At 50.2% G+C, this 21,051-nt stretch carries 12 protein-coding genes; 11 read left to right on the top strand and 1 reads right to left on the bottom strand.

What is annotated here, in order from left to right; translation table 11 throughout:
- Window positions 1-123: 123 nt before the first annotated feature.
- From DFQ01_RS15840 to DFQ01_RS15805, 8 genes are all read left to right on the top strand, one after another.
- Window positions 124-1,806 (top strand): type 2 periplasmic-binding domain-containing protein, encoded by a 1,683-nt coding sequence (locus DFQ01_RS15840; protein ID WP_110044860.1) that lies wholly within the window; start codon window positions 124-126, stop codon window positions 1,804-1,806.
- A gap of 215 nt (window positions 1,807-2,021) precedes the next feature.
- A complete protein-coding gene (locus tag DFQ01_RS15835; protein WP_425452410.1) occupies window positions 2,022-2,930 on the top strand; it encodes an ABC transporter permease in 909 nt (302 codons plus the stop codon).
- A 10-nt stretch (window positions 2,931-2,940) separates the two neighbouring features.
- A complete protein-coding gene (locus tag DFQ01_RS15830) occupies window positions 2,941-3,810 on the top strand; it encodes a carbohydrate ABC transporter permease (RefSeq protein ID WP_110044859.1) in 870 nt (289 codons plus the stop codon).
- Window positions 3,811-4,240: 430 nt separating this feature from the next.
- The gene (locus tag DFQ01_RS15825) at window positions 4,241-10,075 is read left to right on the top strand and encodes a rhamnogalacturonan lyase family protein (protein WP_245946730.1); all 5,835 of its coding nucleotides are present in this window, start codon (window positions 4,241-4,243) and stop codon (window positions 10,073-10,075) included.
- Window positions 10,076-10,202: 127 nt separating this feature from the next.
- Window positions 10,203-11,282: an S-layer homology domain-containing protein gene (locus tag DFQ01_RS15820; protein ID WP_245946715.1), complete on the top strand. Its 1,080-nt coding sequence runs from the start codon at window positions 10,203-10,205 to the stop codon at window positions 11,280-11,282.
- A gap of 182 nt (window positions 11,283-11,464) precedes the next feature.
- Entirely contained in the window at window positions 11,465-12,535 is a 1,071-nt protein-coding gene (locus DFQ01_RS15815) for an isocitrate/isopropylmalate dehydrogenase family protein (RefSeq protein WP_110044858.1), read from the top strand.
- A 96-nt stretch (window positions 12,536-12,631) separates the two neighbouring features.
- Window positions 12,632-13,390 carry a hydroxypyruvate isomerase family protein gene (locus DFQ01_RS15810; RefSeq protein WP_174812848.1) on the top strand — a complete coding sequence of 253 codons (759 nt, stop codon included), beginning with the start codon at window positions 12,632-12,634 and terminating at the stop codon, window positions 13,388-13,390.
- Window positions 13,391-13,551: 161 nt separating this feature from the next.
- Complete coding sequence (locus DFQ01_RS15805) at window positions 13,552-15,441, top strand: beta-galactosidase (RefSeq protein ID WP_110044856.1); 1,890 nt, start codon at window positions 13,552-13,554, stop codon at window positions 15,439-15,441.
- Window positions 15,442-15,491: 50 nt separating this feature from the next.
- Here the strand turns inward: DFQ01_RS15805 and DFQ01_RS15800 are convergent, their stop codons facing one another.
- A complete protein-coding gene (locus DFQ01_RS15800; RefSeq protein ID WP_110044855.1) occupies window positions 15,492-16,919 on the bottom strand; it encodes an MATE family efflux transporter in 1,428 nt (475 codons plus the stop codon).
- A gap of 162 nt (window positions 16,920-17,081) precedes the next feature.
- On the opposite strand from DFQ01_RS15800, the gene DFQ01_RS15795 reads away from it, so the two are divergent.
- The 3 genes from DFQ01_RS15795 (at window position 17,082) to DFQ01_RS15785 (ending at window position 21,037) form a co-directional block, all read left to right on the top strand.
- Window positions 17,082-17,972, top strand: coding sequence for a helix-turn-helix transcriptional regulator (locus tag DFQ01_RS15795; protein WP_110044854.1), 891 nt, complete (start codon window positions 17,082-17,084; stop codon window positions 17,970-17,972).
- A 124-nt stretch (window positions 17,973-18,096) separates the two neighbouring features.
- On the top strand, window positions 18,097-19,644 hold the full coding sequence (locus DFQ01_RS15790; RefSeq protein WP_110044853.1) for an extracellular solute-binding protein: 1,548 nt from the start codon (window positions 18,097-18,099) through the stop codon (window positions 19,642-19,644).
- A 526-nt stretch (window positions 19,645-20,170) separates the two neighbouring features.
- Window positions 20,171-21,037: an ABC transporter permease gene (locus DFQ01_RS15785; RefSeq protein ID WP_110044876.1), complete on the top strand. Its 867-nt coding sequence runs from the start codon at window positions 20,171-20,173 to the stop codon at window positions 21,035-21,037.
- The last annotated feature ends 14 nt before the right edge of the window (window positions 21,038-21,051 follow it).

Genomic DNA, 21,051 nt, shown 5'->3' with positions numbered 1-21,051 from the left:
TGCCTAGTAATCATCTGATGTGATTATTTTCCAAAGCGACCTACAGGTGATACGTTTAGCACCGTCAGCAGCATGAGCTTGCTGGAGCGACTAAAGTGTCTAAATAGGGGAGGATTATGCAAGATGAAGAACAAAGTTTTGCCGGTTGTAATGACGACCTTCTTGGCTGCGGGTTTGATCGCTGGATGTTCGGACAAAGACAGCGGCAGCGGCAGCGGAACATCAACGAACGCAAGCACGACGGAAGCGGGTGGTAAGACGGATACGGCAGGAGGCGAGGAAGCAGCGCTGACTTCGATTCCGCTGCCGATTACGACAGAGCCGATCACGATTGATTATTGGCGTGCGAACGATGCGAAGCTGACGGCTTCTCTGCAAAACTTCGGCGAGATGGCAGCTTACAAGAAGAAGGAAGAACTGACCGGTATAAAGGTCAATTGGACACATCCGCCGCTCGGTCAGCAGGGTGACCAATTCAATCTGCTCGTATCGACGAACGATATGCCGGATGTCATTTATTATAACTGGGCATCTGCCGTTGGCGGACCAGAGAAGATGCTGGCGGACGGACGAATCATTCGGCTGAACGAATACATCGATAAGTATGCGCCTAACCTGAAGAAGCTTATTGATTCCGATCCGGATATTAAGAAGCAGATATCGTTGGATGACGGGACGATCTATATGTTCCCTTACATTCGTTCCGATGCCAGGAAGCTGAACGGAACTTCAGGACTTGTGCTCCGCAAGGATTGGCTGGATAAGCTGAACCTGTCGGTACCGAAGACGATTGACGATTGGTATAACGTGTTGAAGGCATTCCGGGAGAAGGATCCGAACGGCAACGGGAAGAAGGATGAGCTGCCACTGACGGGCAAGGATGGTGCGGGCACATTGAACCGGTTGAATGATTTTGCTCCGGCATTCGGTGTTCTCGGAGGCTTCCAATTTAAAGACGGCGCAATCGTGTACGGTCCGCTTCAGCCCGAGTATAAGCAGTTCATCGAAACGATGACCAAATGGTACGCGGAAGAGCTGGTTGATCCCGAAATTATAACCAACGATGGCAAAGCGTTCGATTATAAAATAACGAGCAACCTCGTTGGTGCATATAGCGGCGGCGTGTTCAGCGGGATGGGCAAATATTACAACCTGATGAAGGAAGCGAATCCGTCTTTTAGTCTCGCGGGTGCAGCTTGGCCGATTGGACCTGCAGGGAAGTCGTATGCGACCTTCAATCTGGGCGGCAAGGTGCTTACTTATGGAGAGGCGATTACCTCATCCGCCGATAAGGATAAAATCAAATATATCGTGCAGTGGATGGACTTCAACTATAGTCCGCAAGGGCATGATTTGTTCAACTTCGGCATTGAAGGGGAGAGTTATACGAAGGAAGGCGATACGATCAAATTCACGGATCAAATTATGAACAATCCGAAATTGACGTATGACCAAGCGCTTGCCGCTTATGCGCTCTCCATTATGGACGGTCCGATGGATCAAGATAGCCGCTATCTGGATGCGCTGCTTGCTTATCCGGAACAGAAGGAAGCGAATACGATCTGGATGGGGGCGGACGACTCGCTTACGCTGCCGGGTCTGCGATTCACGGAGGACGAGTCCAGGCTGAATGCTTCTGTCATGACGCCGATCAGCACCTATGTATCCGAGATGGTTACGAAATTCATTACGGGCAAAACGCCGATCACGGAGTACGATAAATTCACGAAGACGATTCAATCGATGGGGATCGACCAAATTACGAAAATCTATGAGGATTCCTATAAACGTTATCAATCCCGCTAAACCTATTCCAAAGGAAGCTGCGCATTCATGCGCAGCTTTTTTCTTTGATTTAACGGTGATAATCATATCATTTGATTATTTTCCAGCCTATTTTCGGGGTGTTAATCTGGGTCCAGCAAGACGTGGAGTCCATATGACGGTAGTAGGAGGCTTGAACGGTGGAATTAATAAGACAAGAACGGGCTGCGGACAGCGCTGCGGTCCCGAGGGGGAGAATCACCTTTCTCAGGCGAGAATTGGTTCGGAACAAGTATTTGTATCTCATGCTGGTGCCGGTGTTAGCGTACTATTTGATCTTTCATTACGGACCGATGTACGGACTTATGATGGCGTTCCAGAAAAGCTACAGCCCGGTGAAAGGGATCTTCGCCGGCACTTGGGTAGGGCTCGATAACTTTACGACGTTTTTCAACAGCTATTATTTCTGGCGGCTGCTGCGCAATACGCTGGTGCTTAGCTTCTATAGTATTGTTCTCGGTTTCCCGGCGCCGATCATTCTAGCTTTACTTCTGCATGAGGTGCGGAGCAAAGCATTCAAGCGGACGGTGCAGACGGTCAGCTATCTGCCGCACTTTATTTCGGTCGTCGTCATCGTTGGCATGCTCAGTACGTTCTCGGCGCTTGATGGCGGCTTGTTCAACGTTATCCGTTCCTTATTCGGATATGAACCGATGATGTTCTTCACGGAACAGAATATGTTCCGGCCGATGTACATTTTATCGAATATTTGGCAGGGAGCGGGCTGGTCCTCGATTATTTTCTTGGCGGCGCTGGCCAACATCGATTCCCAGCTGTATGAGGCAGCGAAGATCGATGGCGCAGGCAGGTGGAAGCAGCTTCTGCACGTTACGCTTCCAGGTATTATGCCTACGATGATCGTCATGCTCATTCTGCGTCTCGGCGCTGTGATGAATGCGGATGTTCAGAAAATACTGCTCATGCAGACCGCCTCGACCTATGAGGTATCGGATGTGATATCAACGTTCGTCTACCGCTCCGGCGTACTGGAGGCGAACTATACGTATTCAACAGCGATCGGCTTATTAAACGGCGTTGTTAACTTTACGTTACTGGTCGTTGCCAACGCGATCAGCCGCAAAGCCAACTCGTCGAGTTTGTGGTAGGAGTGAGAACATGAAACAGTCATTTGGTGAACGTCTATTCGATGGGATGAACTACTTATTTTTGTCGCTCGTTATTGTCGTATCCGCTTATCCAATGCTATATATTTTCAATTCATCTGTCAGTGACCCTAACGAGCTGCTGCATAGCAGATCATTTATGTTCTGGCCAGAAGGCTTCCAGCTGGATGCTTATAAGCAGGTATTCCACAATCCTAAGATTTACTCCGGTTACATGAACACCTTGTTCTACGTCGTCTTCGGAACAGCGTTCAATCTGCTCATGACGGCGCTTGCGGCTTATGCTTTGTCGAGGAGCGATTTATATGGCCGTAGATTCATGATGAAGCTGATTACCTTTACGATGTTTTTTGGTGGAGGCATGATTCCTACGTTCCTGCTGGTGCAGAATCTGGGACTAGTCAACAACCGACTAGCCTTAATTTTGCCGGCAGCGATTAGCACCTTTTATTTCATTATCATGAAGACGAATTTCGAAAGCATCCCCGGCGAGATGCTCGAATCCGCCAAGTTGGACGGCGCTAATGATTTCATTATTCTGTTCCGTATTGTACTGCCTGTCTCGAAGGCGATCTTAGCTGTCATGACGCTGTATTATGCGGTTGATCATTGGAACGACTATATGGGCCCTCTCTTGTATTTGCGTCATCAGGATTTATACCCGATTCAAATTATCCTCAGGGATATCCTGCTCAGTAACAGTATGGAGGCGATGGGGCCAGGTGCGGATACGGGCTTTGCGATCGGGGAGAACATCAAATATGCGACAATCATCATCTCGACGATTCCGATCATGCTGGTATACCCGTTCATCCAGAAGTATTTTGTGCAAGGCGCGCTTATTGGAGCCGTGAAGCAGTAGTTGTGCCGCACTTATCAATACTGTCAGTCTCTATCAAAAATGATCATCTGAACGGCATTCGCATAATCATTTCAGCTGATTATGTTGGAGCAGAAGCGGGGCGTGATAGTCTGAACTAGAAATCAAGCGACAGGGAGTTCCGCTAGCAACATCAAGTCCAGGGTGATTGATTGCCTTGGAAGGATAACGCCTAGGTGGAGAGACGCCTCGCTGGGAAGGGAGGACATGCGTAAGGCTTTTTGTACATGATTGCGTTACTTCATGTCATTTCGAACGAAATCGCATCTAGAGATGAGGGAGCTTATACAGCAGGATTAGCCGAAGAGGGTCAGGATTGGACGATTTAAAGTACGTGTTCAACCTTTTAAAGGGAGTGAGTGTATTGGGTACAAGAGCGGTATCCCGAAGCAAATCGATTGTCGCATTTGTGATGTCATTCATGCTGGTGTTTTCACTACTCGTCTTTCCATCTCCAGGGCGCGCGCAGGCATCTGACGATGTGCAGCTGCGTCAGGCAGAATATCTTAACCGCGGCTTAGTTGCGATTCTAGTTGATAACGGCGTATTTCTGAGCTGGCGTTATTTAAATATGGATCCAAATGAAATCGCTTTCAACGTATATAAGAACGGCTATAAGGTAAACGCACAGCCGATCAGCGATGTGACTAACTATACGGACACGACAGGCGCTGATAGTTCGGAGTATCAGATTTCCACCATTATCGCTGGCAAGGAAGAGATGCAGCCGGAGGCTGTCTCGGTCTGGCATAACAATTATTTGCCTATACCGTTGGATAAACCGGCAGACGGCAGAACGAAGGACGGCGGCACCTACTCCTACATTGCTAGCGATGCTTCTGTAGGCGATGTGGATGGCGACGGCGAGTATGAAATTGTGTTTCTATGGAATCCAAGCAATATGAAGGACAATTCCGCTAGCGGCTATACCGGCAATGTCTATCTCGATGCCATTGAACTGGACGGCAGCAAACTATGGCGAATTGATCTAGGCAAAAACATCCGAGCCGGCGCGCATTATACGCCATTTATGGTGTATGACATGGATGGCAACGGCAAAGCAGAAGTGGTCGTTAAGACTGCGGATGGAACGGTAGACGGCAAAGGCATCGTAATCGGCGATGGCACGAAGGATTATCGCAACGAAAGCGGATATATCCTGTCGGGGCCGGAATTTCTGACGTTGTTTGACGGCGCGACAGGCGCAGCCGTATCCACCGTTGATTACGATCCCCCAAGAGGCAATGTGGGTGATTGGGGCGATACATACGGCAACCGTGTGGACCGCTTCTTGGCAACGATTGCTTACTTGGATGGCGTAACACCAAGCGTTATTATGGCCCGCGGCTACTATACGCGCACGGTATTGGCCGCTTACGACTATGTTGGAGGCCAGTTGGTGAAACGTTGGACGTTCGACACGAATGTGGCTGGCAGTCAGTACGAGGGACAAGGGAATCACGGGCTGAGCGTACTCGATGCCGATGGTGACGGCAAAGACGAGATTATGTACGGTGCGCTGGCGATTGACGATGATGGAAGCGTGTTGTACAGCACGGGGCTTGGCCATGGCGACGCCATGCACGCAGGCAAGCTGGATCCGACACGTGATGGCTACCAAGTTGTAGGCGTACATGAACATACAGGCGCTGATTATGGTTTGGAGATGCACGATGCTGCAACTGGCGAGATCATCTGGGGAGAGCATACCGGCATCGATACAGGACGCGGCATGTCGGCCGACATCGACCCGAATTATCCAGGCTACGAATCGTGGGCAACTACGATTGTCGATGGGATGATGGTACCGGTAACGAGCACACATGCGGCCAATGGCGATGTCATTTATGACGTGGATGAAACGCCGAAGAGCGCCGACTTCTCGATTCAATGGGATGGCGACCTTCAAAGCGAGCTGTTCGACCATATTTGGGATAACAGCTCGGGCAAAGGGATTCCGGTCATTTATGATTGGGATTACACGAACAAGAAATTGAATGAAATCTTCCGAGGAACAGGCACGCTGACTAACAACTCCACCAAAGGCAATCCGTCCCTCCAAGCGGATATTCTGGGGGACTGGCGGGAGGAGCTGCTGCTGCGCAGCGAAGACAGCACGGAATTTAGATTGTACAGCACAACGATTCCTACTTCGTATCGGATTACAACGTTGATGCAGGACCCTGTATACCGTTTAGGTGTGGCTTGGCAGAATGCAGGCTACAATCAGCCGCCTCATACGGGATTCTATATTGGCTCGGAAGCGACGGAATTCCCGAAAGCAGACGTAAGGATCGTAGGTGGACCGCAAGCGACTGAGTCGGTCTATCACTTTGATTTTGGTACAGAGCCGGAGGCAGGTACAACCGCTGTGCAGGATACACCGTACACGGCTGATCAAGGCTATGGGTTCGAGTCGACAAGCGGCATTGCCGTAGGAACGAATCAGGTTACCCTGCCGGAAAATGCGAAGTTCGCGGTCGATCTGCCGAATGCAAACTATAAGGTAACGCTTAAGCTTGGCGACGATGCGCAGGATTCGAACGTCGGCGTGAAATCCGAGTATGTTCAGAAGCTGGCTGTCACCAATGTGAAGCAAGGCGAGCCATTAACCTATTCCTATGACATCGCACTGGTAGACGGTCAGCTGGAATTCAACTTCACTGGCAGTGCGATTCACGTACAGGAAATCATTATTGAGAAGTACCCTGCGCAGACAGCAGGTGCTTCCACGACGATCTATATGGCTGGCGATTCGACCATGCAGTCTTACAGTGCCGCACAAGCACCGCAAGAAGGCTGGGGACAAGAGTTCGGCCGCTACTTCTCGCAGGGAGTAGTCGTAGACAACCACTCGATCGGCGGCAGAAGCAGTAAGTCGTTCCTCGTAGACGGTCGTCTCGATACGATTCTGCGCGAGATCAAGCCAGGGGATTTCTTCTTTATCTCCTTCGGTCATAATGATGCAAGCGTTGGTATTCCAGAACGCTATGCGTCTCCGGCAGATTACAAAATGTATCTGACCCGTTATGTGAACGGTGCTCGGCAGCGCGGCGCGACGCCAGTACTGCTGACGCCAGTAGGGCGCAGAGATTTCAATACGATCACCCAAGAGTTTAACGTAAGCTTCCCAGAATACGTTCAAGCGGCCAAAGAAGTGGCGCAAGAGCTTGACGTGCAGTTGATTGATTTGAGCCAATTAAGCATCGCTAAGTACAATCAGGTTGGCTTGGCCGCTACGGAGAAAATATTCCTGTATGCGAATCCAGGCGAATATCCGAAATATCCGGACGGAGTAGGCGATAATACGCACTTCAGCACCTATGGCGCGCAAGTCATTGCTGGCTTGGTTGCTGGAGCTGTTAAGGACATGAGTTTAAGCATCTCGCCGTTCGTTATTGACCCAGACATTGCTGAACCAGAGCCAGAGCCGGAAATTCAACGATATTTTGAAGACTTCGAAGGCGATCCTGCTGACGTTCAATATGCGATGGTTAACTCCACTGGTATAGCAGGGACGCTGACTGGATCTGTGGTGGAGCAGAATGGCAGCAATGTGCTGTCCGTTACGGGCGGTGGGTCCGGTAACCGTGCCAAGACGTTCCGTTTGTTCGATGCGGTGAACGGGGATATCGTGCATGTGAACTTCGATTGGCATTCAGGCAATGTGACGGCGAGTCCTTCGGAAGGACATCTGTCGCTGCAAGATGCTAACGAGAATTTGATTCTAACGTTATTTACGAATACGAGCAGCACGAACAAGTCTATTGGTTATTATGCAGGGCAGTATACGCCTGACTACGGTACTGGTACCACGACGATACCGGATGGCGGCCAATTAACAACGATTGCAAGGAACCAGTGGGTGAATGTGGATGTTACGATTAACTTCGCTGATAAGCTGATCGATCTGACATTGACGAGCCTGACGGACCCAACGGTTACGCAGACCATTGAGGATATTCCGATGAGCGCAGGTACGAGCTATGCCGATAACGTTAGAGCGATTCGCTTCCTTGGTACGAGAAAAGGCGGCGGCGGTACGTTGAGCTGGACGACTATGATTGACAACGTGCTGATCGAAGGCACGGAGCTTCCTCCGGCAGCTGGTGATCAGACCGCATTGATTGCGCTGCTTGCAGAGGTCAAAGCGATAGATCTGTCGGGCTATACCGATCCATCCATAGCGGTATTGAACACAGCTGTAGCAGCTGCTGAAGCAATCATTGGAACGGAGGCAACGCAAGCGCAAGTGGACCATATCGTGAATATGCTCACGGTCGCGAGAGATTCCTTAACCCGTGAGCCAGCAGGCGATATCAGTAAATATCAATTCGACTTCGGCTCCGGCAGCACAGCCGAAGGTTATCTGAAAGTAGACAGCAAGCGTGCCTACGTGGAAGGTAACGGATACGGCTTCGCGGATACGAATCTTGTCGTGGACGAGAACCGTAACACGGGCGATGCGCTGACGGAAGATTTCACCCGCGTCAACGGCACCTCCTTCTTAGTCGAGATGAAGCCGGCGAATTATCGCGTCACGATGACGATCGGCGATTCAGAGGAATCGACTAACGGCGGCGTTACGATGGAGCAAATGCCGAAGCTGCCGGTTACAACGGTAAACAAAGGCGAATTCCAGCAATTCACGTACGACATTGCGCTGATCGACGGCGTATTCAACTTCGACTTCGCAGGCAACACGCCGAAAATTAACGCACTGACGATTGAGCGTCTGCCGGATAACGGCACGGGCGAGAAACCGGTTATTTATTTGGCGAGTGATTCCACGGTAGCGAATTACGCAGAAAGCTATCGTCCGCAAGCGGGATGGGGCGAACCGCTCGGCAACTATTTTGACCAGGATCAGATCAGCATTGATAACCGTGCAGTGGGTGGATTGAGCAGTAAAACGTTCTTGGTGGGCGGCTATCTGAATGACCTTCTGCTGGACATTCATGAAGGCGACTATCTGTTCATGCAATGGTCGCATAACGATTCCACGCCATCACGCCCAGAACGTTATCTGACGCCTGAGCAATTCAAGGTTTACCTGAAGGAATACATCGATGGTGCTCGTCAGAGAGGGGCAACGCCGGTGCTGGTTACGCCAGTGAATAGACGTGACTTCACAGGTGAGACATTGAATAAGAGCTTCCCGGAATACGTACAGGCGATGAAAGAAACAGCAGAAGAAACCGGAACGTTGTTAATTGACCTGAACCAGGCCAGCTGGGAGTACTTCCAAGAGCTTGGCCCAGAAGGCACCAAAGATATCTTCTTGTGGGTCAACACAACGGAGGACAACACGCACTTACAGATGAACGGCGCGATTAAAGTAGCCGAGATGGTAGCAAGACTGGTGAAGGAATTAGACATTCCGCTGTCTGCGCTTGTTACAGTGGACGGAGAATTAAGTGCTTCCTTGTCCGGCAGTCCAGATACGGTAGTGGGCGGCTCCGCGTTCTCGATGGATTATAAGATTCGTAATGTCGAGGAAGGCATCTATGCACAGGATATTATCGTGAGCTATGATGCGGACAAACTTGAGTTTGTCTCGGCGGAATCATTGGTGGAAGGCTTCCAGCTGTTGAGTGTGAATACAGACACGCCAGGCAGCGTGCATATTATTGCGGCATCCGCAGGGGAAGCCAATGTAATTGATGAGGATACGACGCTCTTCAGACTGAACTGGAAGGCGAAGGTGCTGGGAGAGACGGCATCAACTGCGATCTCGGTTACGAACACAGCAGCCACGGGTACTGGTGCAGAAATGCAAGTTGGTGCAGCAACCAAAGCGGTTCAGATTTGGGTCGAAGCGGATAAAACAGCACTCGCTTCGCTGCTCGCTAGCGCGCAAGCACAATACGATTCGGCGAAGGTCGGCGTTAAACCTGGCCAGTATGCGCAGCAAGACAAGGATGCATTCGGTGCGGCGATTGCGACAGCTTCGGCGGTGGCAGCAGACGAATCGGCTACGACGGCGCAAGTTGCACAAGCTGTTGAAGATCTGACTGCAGCGATGAATGCCTTCGCAGCTTCGGTCATTGTTGCTCAGCCAGGCGATACGAATGGAGACGGCGCATATACGATTGGCGACCTTGGTATTGTCGCTGCAGCATATGGCAAAACATCCGACGATCCACAGTGGAACACCGTTTACAAAAATTATGACTTTAACGGCGACAATGTCATTGGTCTGGAAGACCTTGTTGTTGTGGCTCAAGGAATTCTATCGACGAAATAATGATTGCACCAGGAATGCAGTAAGTTGAGGTTCTACTAAAGGCAGCAAGTGTATGTTGATGAGGAGGGGGCTGCAAGGCCTCCTCCTTCTTCTCAAATTTGGACAATGGAAAGGGGCGTCCTGCTGCATGTTCAGCATCAAATACAGATACGGCCAAGTAGGTTTGATCGGAATCGTACTTCTCCTATTGTTGACTATAACGATGAATCCATTGACAGCGATGGCAGCACAGCCCTCTTTTTCTCTAAAAGTAAGTTCGCAGACATCCCCAGAGGGGCAGCAGGTAAGTGTGACAGTCATCGGCACGAATCTGACGGATGTATATGGATACGAATTACAGCTGACATTCGATAATAAGCTTTTGAGCTATGTGAAGACTGTTAGCGCCATATCCGGCTTCTCCATTCCCCCGAAGGATACAACGGGTGGCAAGCTCTTGTTCGCTCATACCAAGATTGGGGATACGGATGGTTTAAGCGGAACAGTGGAGCTGGCGACCATTACCTTTATAGCGTCTAGCGATTCGTCCGGCAATGCGAATATTACGCTCAACAATGTGAAGCTCGTTACAAGCGATCGGAAGACGGAGGAAGCAGCGCCTGAGGTGAATGTAAGCATTCCGGTTGCTCCTATTGATGAAGTGAAACCAATAACTTTCTCGGATCTAGACGGGCATTGGGCCAAGGATGCGATTGAGCGGGCCGCAGCACTCGGTATCGTAAGCGGTTATCCGGATGGAACGTTCCGTCCTAAAAATAACGTGACCCGTGCTGAGTTCACAACGATGATCACCCGCACCTTTGCATTACAATCGGCAACAGGCGTAACGCCTGACTTCGCTGACGCGGCGAAGCTGCCGAACTGGGCGAAGACAGCAATTGCTGAAGCAGCTGCGGCGGGTGTTGTTACGGGCTATGCGGATGGAACGTTCCGTCCGAACCAACTCATTACGAGGACGGAGATGACGGCTATTCTCGTACGCGTGCTTGGCCTGCAGCTGAACGCGCAAGAGAAGCCAACCTTCGCTGATACGGACCAAATCGCAGCATGGGCACAACCTTCGATCGCGGCCGCTGTAAACGCGGGTATCGTTAAAGGGAGCGGCGGCAACAAATTCTCGCCGGCGAGCAACGCGAGTCGGGCAGAGTCCGTAACGATTATTATGACTGCGTTGGACTATAAGCTGGGGCATAAGAGCATGAATTAAGCAATGACAATATGTCTCCTGGCGAGCGGCGACCGTGCGTGCTAGATCATGAAAAGTACTCTGCCGACCGCGTAAGCGGTCAGGAGATAAAGTTTGGACAAGAGCGAAGACAGCGGTATAATAATGCCGCTGTCTTTGTTATGTTTCTACTGATCATCCAATAAGAAAGGATTGTGATAGCGATGACAACTTATACAATCGGCGTGCTGCATGGAGACGGCATTGGTCCTGAGATAACGAAAGCAACAATTGAAGTATTGGAAGCGGCCGCTGCACGTGCTGGCGGTGTAAATTTCGAATTCGTGAAGCTTCCGATGGGATGGGAAGCCATTGATCAATATAACGATCCTATTCCGCAAGTCACGAAGGATGCGTTGAAAGATATGCACGGCTGGATTATGGGGCCTCACGACTCTGCGGCATACCCGGAACAACATAAGGAGAACCGTAATCCTAGCGGAGAGCTGCGTCACAGCTTTGATCTGTACGCGAACGTTCGTCCTGCCAAGACGATGGAAGGGATCAAAAGCGTTGTAGGCCAAGCGAATCTCGTTATTTATCGCGAGAATACGGAGGGCTACTACTGCGACCGAAATATGTATATTGGCGTAGGTGAATGGCAGATCACGCCGGATGTCGTGGTATCCGCAGGCGTATTCACTAGGCGAGCCGTTGAACGTATTGCACATGCCGCTTTCCAGATGGCGATGCAGCGCCGCAAGAAAGTAACGATCGTACATAAAGCGAATGTTATCAAGCTTGGATCAGGTCTCTTCCTCAAGGTGTGCCGTGAAGTAGGCGAGCATTATCCTGAGGTGGAAGTGGATGATTTCCATATTGACGAAATGACCGCGCATCTGGTGCGCCGCGCTCATTTCTTCGATGTCATCGTAACCGAGAATATGTTTGGCGATATCCTATCTGATCTAGCCGGTGAACTGGTAGGCAGCCTGGGATTGGCCCCTTCGATTAATACGAACGAGAATCAAGCGATGGCACAAGCTGCTCATGGCTCGGCACCTGATATTGCAGGGCAAAACATTGCAAACCCAGTTGGTCTGATGCTCTCAACTGTCATGTTCCTTGAATGGCTCGCCAGTCGTCATAGCGATGAGAGCTTGCTGAGTGTAGCTCGCACGATGGAATCCGGAATTACCGCAACCATCTCATCCGGTGTTACAACGAAGGATCTGGGCGGCAGCGTATCAACGACAGCATTCACGGCAGCGATTGTGGAACATATTGCTCGCTAGTTAGCATACTGGAAGGAAAACCGTTTGGCTATGCCGAACATCGTCTGCGAGAGATTAGACTTTAAGCAGCTTCAGAATAGAGAGGAGCACATCACTATGAAGCCATCTATATGTATCGATTCCGTCTGCAGAGACATGGAACTGACGGAGGCGCTGTCATTAGTAAAATCGAGCGGTTATGACGCATTCGAGTTTTGGAATTGGAGTAACAAGGACATCCAGCTGATGGAGAACGCAATGAAGCGGCTGGGTCTGTCTGTCGCGACATTCTGTACGCAAGGCGGCAGCTTGGTGGATAGCGAGACACATCAAGCCTTCCTGGATGGTCTGTCGGAAACGGTCAAGGTTGCGCAGCGCCTAGGCTGCGGCACGTTGATTGTAACTGCGGGGAACGAGCTTCCTGAGGTATCCCGCGAAGCTCAGATCGAGAATATCGTAATTGGACTTCGTTCTGCGGTTCCGATTCTAGAAGCTACAGGCATCACGCTGACGCTGGAGCCGCTGAATACGGCCGTCGATCATCCGGGATATATTCTAGCACGCTCGGATGAGGCATTCGACATTATCGATCAAGTCGGCAGCGAGCATGTAAAGGTGTTATACGATATCTATCACCAGCAGATTACCGAAGGCAATCTAATGGCTACGATGCTGGGTCGCCTCTCAAGCATTGGTCATACCCATGCGGCCGGCTGTCCGGGTCGTCATGAGCTGCATACGGGTGAGATCCATTATGCGAACGTGTTTCATGCATTGCAGTCGGCGGGTTACGCCCATTACGTCGGATTGGAGTATTTCCCTTCCCAGGATGTCGTCAGCGGATTGGAGAAGACGAGGGAATTGTTTAATAGATAAGAAGAAGGCCCTCGGTTCACGTTCTACCTCTCATTTGTTCATTGTTCGTTGAATTGTTCACTATTTTTCCCGTTGGCGGTGTGATATACCTATTGTCGAAAGGGCAAGCAGTCAGCAGAACTTAGTCTCGTTCAGACGAAGGTTGAGGGAGGAACTGAGCAATGGATTATCGATTTGGTGAACAACCTCGCTTGCAAGGATGCAGGCAGGAGGATTCTTTTATCCGATTCAACGAAGAAGGCGGCGGACTTTATTATCCTTTGGAAGGCAAGCAGTTGGAAGGATACTCATACCTGCTAGTTGATGTAGAGAACAAGGAAGATTATGCGGTTTGTTTGAATATGAGCTTCTGGGAAGACCATGTGGATAAGAACTGCGACTTATTCGTTGCAGTTGGCGTGCTGCCGCGGTTTACGACGACCATCTGCGTGCCTTTGCAGTTTCTGGATGGACAAACGTTGTTTGGTCCCCGTCAGCCGGGCATCCTGAAGACGGTGGTCAAGGGCAACCGAATCAATCCGGACCGCCTGACGGCCTTTGGCATTGTGCTGCCTCCTTCTCATGCGCAAACCGCTCTTGTCGTAAGCAATGTCCGTCTCTCTCAGGAGAAGCCGGAGCTGAATATGGAATTGGACTCCCACGTTGATGAGCTTGGACAGTACACCGGTAGAGACTGGCTGGGCAAAACAGCAAGTGCGGAGGCGAGCAACCGCTACCTGGCGGAATTGAGAGAGGAGGCCCTGCAGTTTCTGGATAGCCATGCGGACGGCTATTATGGAGCGCCGGATATGAAGTTCGAAGCCACTGGTTATTTTCGGTTGGAGCAGGAGGGGGAGCGGCATTGGCTGGTCACCCCTGACGGACACGGCTTCTTCAGCAGCGGACTCGACTGTGTGAATCCCCACTCAACGGAACCGGTGGATCATGCTGGGGTCAGACGTGATTTTCCGGTCGATAATATGAAGCGGGCTTTCGGCGAGGAATGGCGTGACGCTTGGAACGAAATCACCAAGTACCGTCTGATCCAATGGGGGATTAATACGATTGCCGCCTGGAGCGATATGGAATTCGCGCGCAGCTCGAACATTCCTTATGTAGCGATGCTGAGGGATTATCCAACGACGACAGCGACTATTTACCGCGATTTCCCCGACGTGTTCTCGGAAGAATATGCGCAGCGGTCGCGTGAATTCGCCCAGCAGCTGCTTGCTTATCAGGACGATAGCTATCTGATTGGTTATTTTATGTCCAATGAGCCGAACTGGGCTTTTGTAGACCGCTTGAATTTGGGCTATGAGCTGCTGCGTTGTCCGGGGGAATTGGCATCCAAGCAGGCGTTGATCGAATTCCTGAAGGAGCGTTACTCCGATTTGACAGCGCTTAACCACAGCTGGGAAACGGCGGCAGCCTCATATGAAGAGCTGTTCAAACTGGGGGATTTCCCGAAAGTGTCCGAAGTGGCAATGGCCGATCTGGCGGCCTTCTCACGCGTGTTGATCAGCGAATATATCCGAGTTCCTGCGCAAGCGCTGAAGGAAGCCGATCCGCATCATTTGAATCTCGGTATCCGCTATGCCTATATTTCAAGCCCGGATCTGTACAGCGGCAGCGAGTACTTTGATATTTTCTCTATCAACTGTTATGAGAAAGTATGCAATGCTGCGGTAGAAGAGGTGTACGCCAATGTGCGCATGCCAGTGATGGTGGGTGAGTTCCACTTCGGTTCCATTGATCGAGGACTGCCGGCTACCGGCATCCGGGGTGCGAGAGACCAAGAAAACCGCGGCAAGGCTGTTCGCCATTACGTGGAACAAGCTGCAGCGCTGCCTTATTGCTTGGGCGTTCATCATTTCCAGTTGAACGATCAGCCCTATTTGGGGCGGTTCGATGGCGAGAATTACAACATCGGCCTGGTTGATGTCTGTAATCGAGAATATGTGGAGGTCACTGGACCTCTGGCTGAGGCTAATAAGCGGCTTTACTTGCTTCGGCAGGGAGTTGAGAAGCCAATCTCAGAGGCAATTGATTATATTCCGGCTATCTTCTATTAAATAGGACGAAGAGGGCGGTTCCCCGCCCTCTTCGTCATTCGAATACGGAGTCAGAATTGCAAGGACCCCTTCTGATCTTCAATCGGCATCGACACTGGTTTGTCAGAACCATGGAGCCGTTCATCCTCGCCTTGTGCACGTCTTACGTATTTGCGCTGCTTCCAGCGAATGAACACGAGTATTCCGCGCGTGTATTCGTCAGCGATCATGCAGCAGTAGATAGCCGTAAGTCCCCACCCGTAATGCACCCCCAGCACATACGACAAGCCCGTCGCGATCAGCCACATGGAGAAAATAGAAGTCACCATCGAATAGCGAGTATCGCCGACCCCGTTGAGCGCTGCGTTAAAGCCCATATTGAGCATTTTGCCAGGCTGTAGAATCATGTTGAGCACGAGCAAGGCAATTCCGATCTGCTGGATTTCGGGATCATCGGTGAAGAACGATAAGAAATGTTTCCCGAAGACGGCTAGAATGGTTGCATTCACCAATACGATCGCAAGTCCGATATAGAGAGCTCTGTAGGCGCTCGAATAGGCTTGTTTAAATTGTTTCGCTCCGAATTGATGGGCGATTTGAATTTGTACGCTTAGGGCGATCGAATACCCAAGAACGAAGCAATACGACTCCAAGGTGCTTAGATAAGTTCGCGCGGCGAGATCCTTGGCACCAAGCATGGCTAAGAACATGAAGATCACCATTTGCGATAGAGACCAACAAGAGCTGTTCACGCCAAGCGGCCAACCGATTCGAAGGATCTCTCTGAATAGCTTGCGATCCCGAATGCGAAGATCCCGCAATCCGATTCTGCGTTCGAATGAGCCAACAAACATAATGGCTAAGATGATGAACTGTACAATTCGTGAGAGCAGATTGGACACGGCAACCCCGGTAAGCCCCCACTCCGGAAAACCAAATGCTCCGAAGATAAAGGCGTAATTAAGCGCAACATGCAGAACGTTGATGCTGACCGCAGTAACCATGGGTCCCTTCGTATTGCCGCTGCTGCGAATGGCCGTACTGAAGGCAGAGGACATGGCATTGAAAGCAAGTCCGCCGCCAACAATCGCAAGGTAGTCTCTCGATAAGGGAATTAATGAAGCAGGCATCTGGATAATTCTAGCGATTGGTTCAGGGAACAGGTACAAAACGATGCCCAATAAGATCCCGATCAAGCCGGTTACTTTCATTGTAATGATGGCAACAGTTCGCGCCTCCTCATTCAGCCGGGCGCCTAGCTTCTGAGCGATGATAATGCCGGCTCCCCCTGTGAGGACGGAGAAGACCGTGCTTACGGATCCAAACAGTTGATTCGATAATCCAGTTACTGCGACGGCATCGTCCGAGATTCGGCTGACCATTAACGTATCTACCGTTCCAAGCATGATCATTAACATCAGCTCGATAAAGATCGGCCACGCGAGTGACCATAAAGAAAATGACCGTTCCTTCGTATTGTCGGACAAGCTTGCTTTCATTCCGCTAGTAACCTCCTGGGGGTCGAAAGGTGCATCATTGTAAGCACTTCGACGGATGTTATCCCAGATTATAGACGGATTTAACGAACCTATGTATGATGTAAGCAACTAAAACTTTCAAAATCTAAACCTGTAGATAGCCGCGAAGAAAGGGGGGCGACAATGAGCGTATTGCAATTTACGATTCCGCCGCTGCCTCATTATATGATGGGGGGAATGTCCCGTCTTGATCCAGGCGGCAAGCATGTAAGCAGGCAAAATATCGGGGTTTTCGATTTGCTGTTCGTACGAGAGGGCTGTCTCTATATTGGAGAGGAAGAGCGTCATTACGAAGTGAGGCAGGGTGATGCGTTAATTCTAAGACCGGACAGCTACCATTATGCCATCCAAGAATGCGACGCGATGACTTCGTATTATTGGCTGCATTTTCAGACGACCGGCAGTTGGTCCACTTACGATGCGAAGCTTCCGGCTCTTGCTTCGGAACAGCAGCCGGAAGCGAACCCTTACGCGGTATGGTCTTATTCGACGTACACCAGCCAAATTCTTATTCCATCCTTCATTCGGGTCTTTGACCGCAATCGAACGGAGGAGTTATTCGACCAGCTCGTGAAGTTAAATGAGAGCTTCTATTCAAGCGGAGCCAATTGGCAGCAGCAGCTGATTTTTCAACAAATATTGCGTGAGCTTTCGACCTCCATTGAGAAGGAGGAATCCACCTCACCGGTGCTTACATGCGCGAATCGCGCAGCCGCTTATATTCGCATGAACTACAAGGAAAGAATTACATTGCAGACACTTGGCGAGGAGCTGAACTTTCATCCCGTGTATATCGCCAGATGCATGCGCAAAGTGTTTGGGGTTACGCCGATGGAATACGTATTATCGCAGCGAATCGAGCAAGCGAAGCTATTGCTTCTTCAGACCGATTATACGGTCGCGCGGATTGCGGAGGATGTCGGGTTTAATCAAGCCGCTTATTTCACGGCTTGTTTCTCTCGGGCGGAGGGGATATCGCCTCGCAATTACCGGCTTCGTTATGCTTTTGGATAATGGACCGAAATCGCTCTTTTGTTCAGTGATGCTCGAATCGTTCACTGTTCTGCTGGCACGCAGCAATTTACAATGAGGAAGATGCACTATACATTCAGGATGACACCGCACAGGAGGAACGCATATGAGAAGCAGTAGAAAGAAAGGGATAGGGCTCTTACTTGCAATCGTGATGATGTTATCCCTCCTTTCCGCATGCAGCAATAGCAATGGAGGAACCAATAAGAGCGATACGGCAGACACTAATCTTGCAGAAGGCTCTTCGAAACCGACCGAAATCCAGTTCTATATGCTCGGGAATGCGCCGAAGGATCTGCCGACCATTGAAGCTGAGATCAATAAGATGGCACTGGAAGATTTGAACGTAAAGGTCAAGTTCAATTACACGACGTGGACGGACTGGGACCAGAAGTACAAGCTGCTGTTATCGACGGGCAGGGCGGTCGATTTGATCTTTACAGCGGACTGGGTACAATATCAGCAATATGCCAAGAAAGGCGCATTTACTGCGCTCGATGAGCTGCTGCCACTGGCGGCGCCGGAGCTGCAATCGTTTGTACCTCAAGAGATGTGGGATGCCGTTCGAGTCGATGGCAAAATCTATACGATACCTTCAACATATAAAGAGTATGTAACGGGCGGGTTTGTGTGGCGAGAGGATCTGCGCAAGAAGTACGATCTGCCGACGCCAGTCGATATTCCGACGTTCGAAGCGTATCTCGCGGGAATTAAGCAGCACGAGCCTACTATTCAACCGGTTGCTTTTGGCGCTAGCGTCGAGAATTCCATCCAGTATGCCTATTTGGAGTTCCAGCGTAAGGAAGTAGGGGCGATGCCGTATGGTATGTTCGCTTCCTATGCTAATCCGCGCGCCATCGTATCGTATTGGGGTTCGGCTGAACATCTGGAGGATCTGAAGAAATATAGGAGCTGGGCAGAACTAGGTTACTTCTCCAAGAATGAGTTGAATGACCCGGAGTCCATACAGGAACGAATCATTAACGGCTCGGCGGCGTCGCTGCTAAGCGATAATCCAACGCGTTATAATGCAATGTTGAGCAGCATGCAGTCGCAGCATCCGGATTGGGATCTTGGTTACACGCCGTTCGGCCGAACGAACGGATATGCGACGCCGGTTCATCCGATTCATAACGGATTCGCCATTCCAGCGGGAAGCCAACACCCTGAGCAGGCACTTGCATTCTATGAGAAGCTGGTTACGGACAAACGTTATAATCTGCTGACCCAATATGGCATTGAAGGCGTCAATTATACGGTTGAGAACGGCTACTACAAACAGGTCGGCGACGTGAGCTCCAACGGATTTCCCCGGGAAGCGATGAGCGGATGGGCGTGGCGTAATCCGGCGTACATGCTGTTCGAACCAACCTATGATCGCGTGCAGCAGATTTTCAATGAACTGGACAAGGTTCAGAAGCCTGATATTTATACCGGCTTTATCGAGGATTATTCCGAATACCAAGCGGAACGGGCAGCGCTCGAGCAAGTCGTGAAGCAGTATTTGTACCCACTATTAGCAGGCCAGATCGATGACGTGCAAGCCGGACTCTCGCTCTTCATGGAGAAGGCGCAGCAGGCAGGGCTTGATAAAATTCAACAGTCTTACAAGAAGCAGTGGGTAGCATATCTTGAGAAAAAAGGAATTCAGTAAGCAAAATGACGAACGCAGTCGGCGAATTCAGCAGCCGGCTGCGTTTTTTTGCGCTGCTATCGAGGTGAACGAAACTGCGGTCTATGAACGATTGAAGCAATCGACACGAAATTAGGGCAATCTGCGCGAGTTGAGCGTACGAGACTAGCTTCATAGTAGGACATAAGGGCTGCAATTCAATCGAATTGCAGCCCTTTCTAGTGGAAATTCAGCAGATCACTCGTTATGAAGCTGCTGCTATAAGTGCTCCAGAGGGACATAATTGGGCCGAAATGCTTCTTTTATGTAGAAAAGTCACAATCGTTCACTGTCCAAACGCTGGTTTTGTCAGGAGTGATCGATCATTTCACTATTCGACAAGATTGGCATCCCCTATAGTTGGACACATCAGCTATTCCACTATAGTCGGACTCATCCCCGGGAAGAACACAATCCAATCAACTACAAATTTAAAGGAGGGAGACGAAACGTGCTCAAGAAAAAAGGTATCCTGCGCGAGCTTTACACGAACAAAATTTTGTTCTTCATGTTACTGCCGACCATGCTGTACTTCTTTATTAACAACTACTTGCCGATGGTCGGAATCTATTACGCGTTCGTCGAGTTTGACTTCAATAAGAGTTTGTTCCATATGAATTTCGTCGGACTGAAAAATTTCGAGTTTCTATGGAAGTCGGGCAAGCTTGTTGAGCTTACGTTAAACACGATCGGCTACAATGTCGTCTTCATTCTGCTGGGCAATGTGCTCTCGATAACGGTAGCGATCTTGATCAGCGAGATCAAAGGCAAGGTGTTCAAGAAGGTTACGCAATCGATTCTGTTCCTGCCTTACTTCGTTTCCTTCGTTATTCTGAGCGTTATTGTCTTCAATCTATTCAACTATGAGCAAGGCGTATTGAACTCGGTATTGCAGCAGCTGGGCTTTGATCCGGTGGACGTATACAGCAAGCCGAAGCTGTGGATCTTCTTCATTATTATATTTTACCTATGGAAGAACTTCGGCTACAGCATGGTTATCTATTTGGCTGCGATCACAGGCATTGGCGAGGATTATTACGAGGCTGCCAAGATCGACGGGGCTAACGCCTTTCAGCGGGCATGGCATATTACGGTTCCGATGCTGAAGAATACGTTCGTCATTCTGCTCTTGTTCGCGCTTGGCAGCATTATGAAGGGACAATTCGATCTCTTCTATCAAATGGTAGGCAACAACGGTCTCCTGTACAGCACGACAGACATTCTCGACACGTATGTATACCGCTCGCTGCGCGTTACGTTCGACATGGGGATGGCAACGGCGGCCGGTGTGTATCAATCGCTGTTCGGCTTCACGCTCATTATGGTGGTCAACGCGATTATTCGAAAAATCAACAAGGACTATGCGCTGTTCTAGAGGAGGGTCAATCG

The organism is Paenibacillus cellulosilyticus (genome assembly GCF_003182255.1).
GTDB lineage: Bacteria > Bacillota > Bacilli > Paenibacillales > Paenibacillaceae > Paenibacillus_T > Paenibacillus_T cellulosilyticus.
Note: the sequence above shows the minus strand (reverse complement) of the source record. Positions and strands in the feature narration are given on the sequence as shown.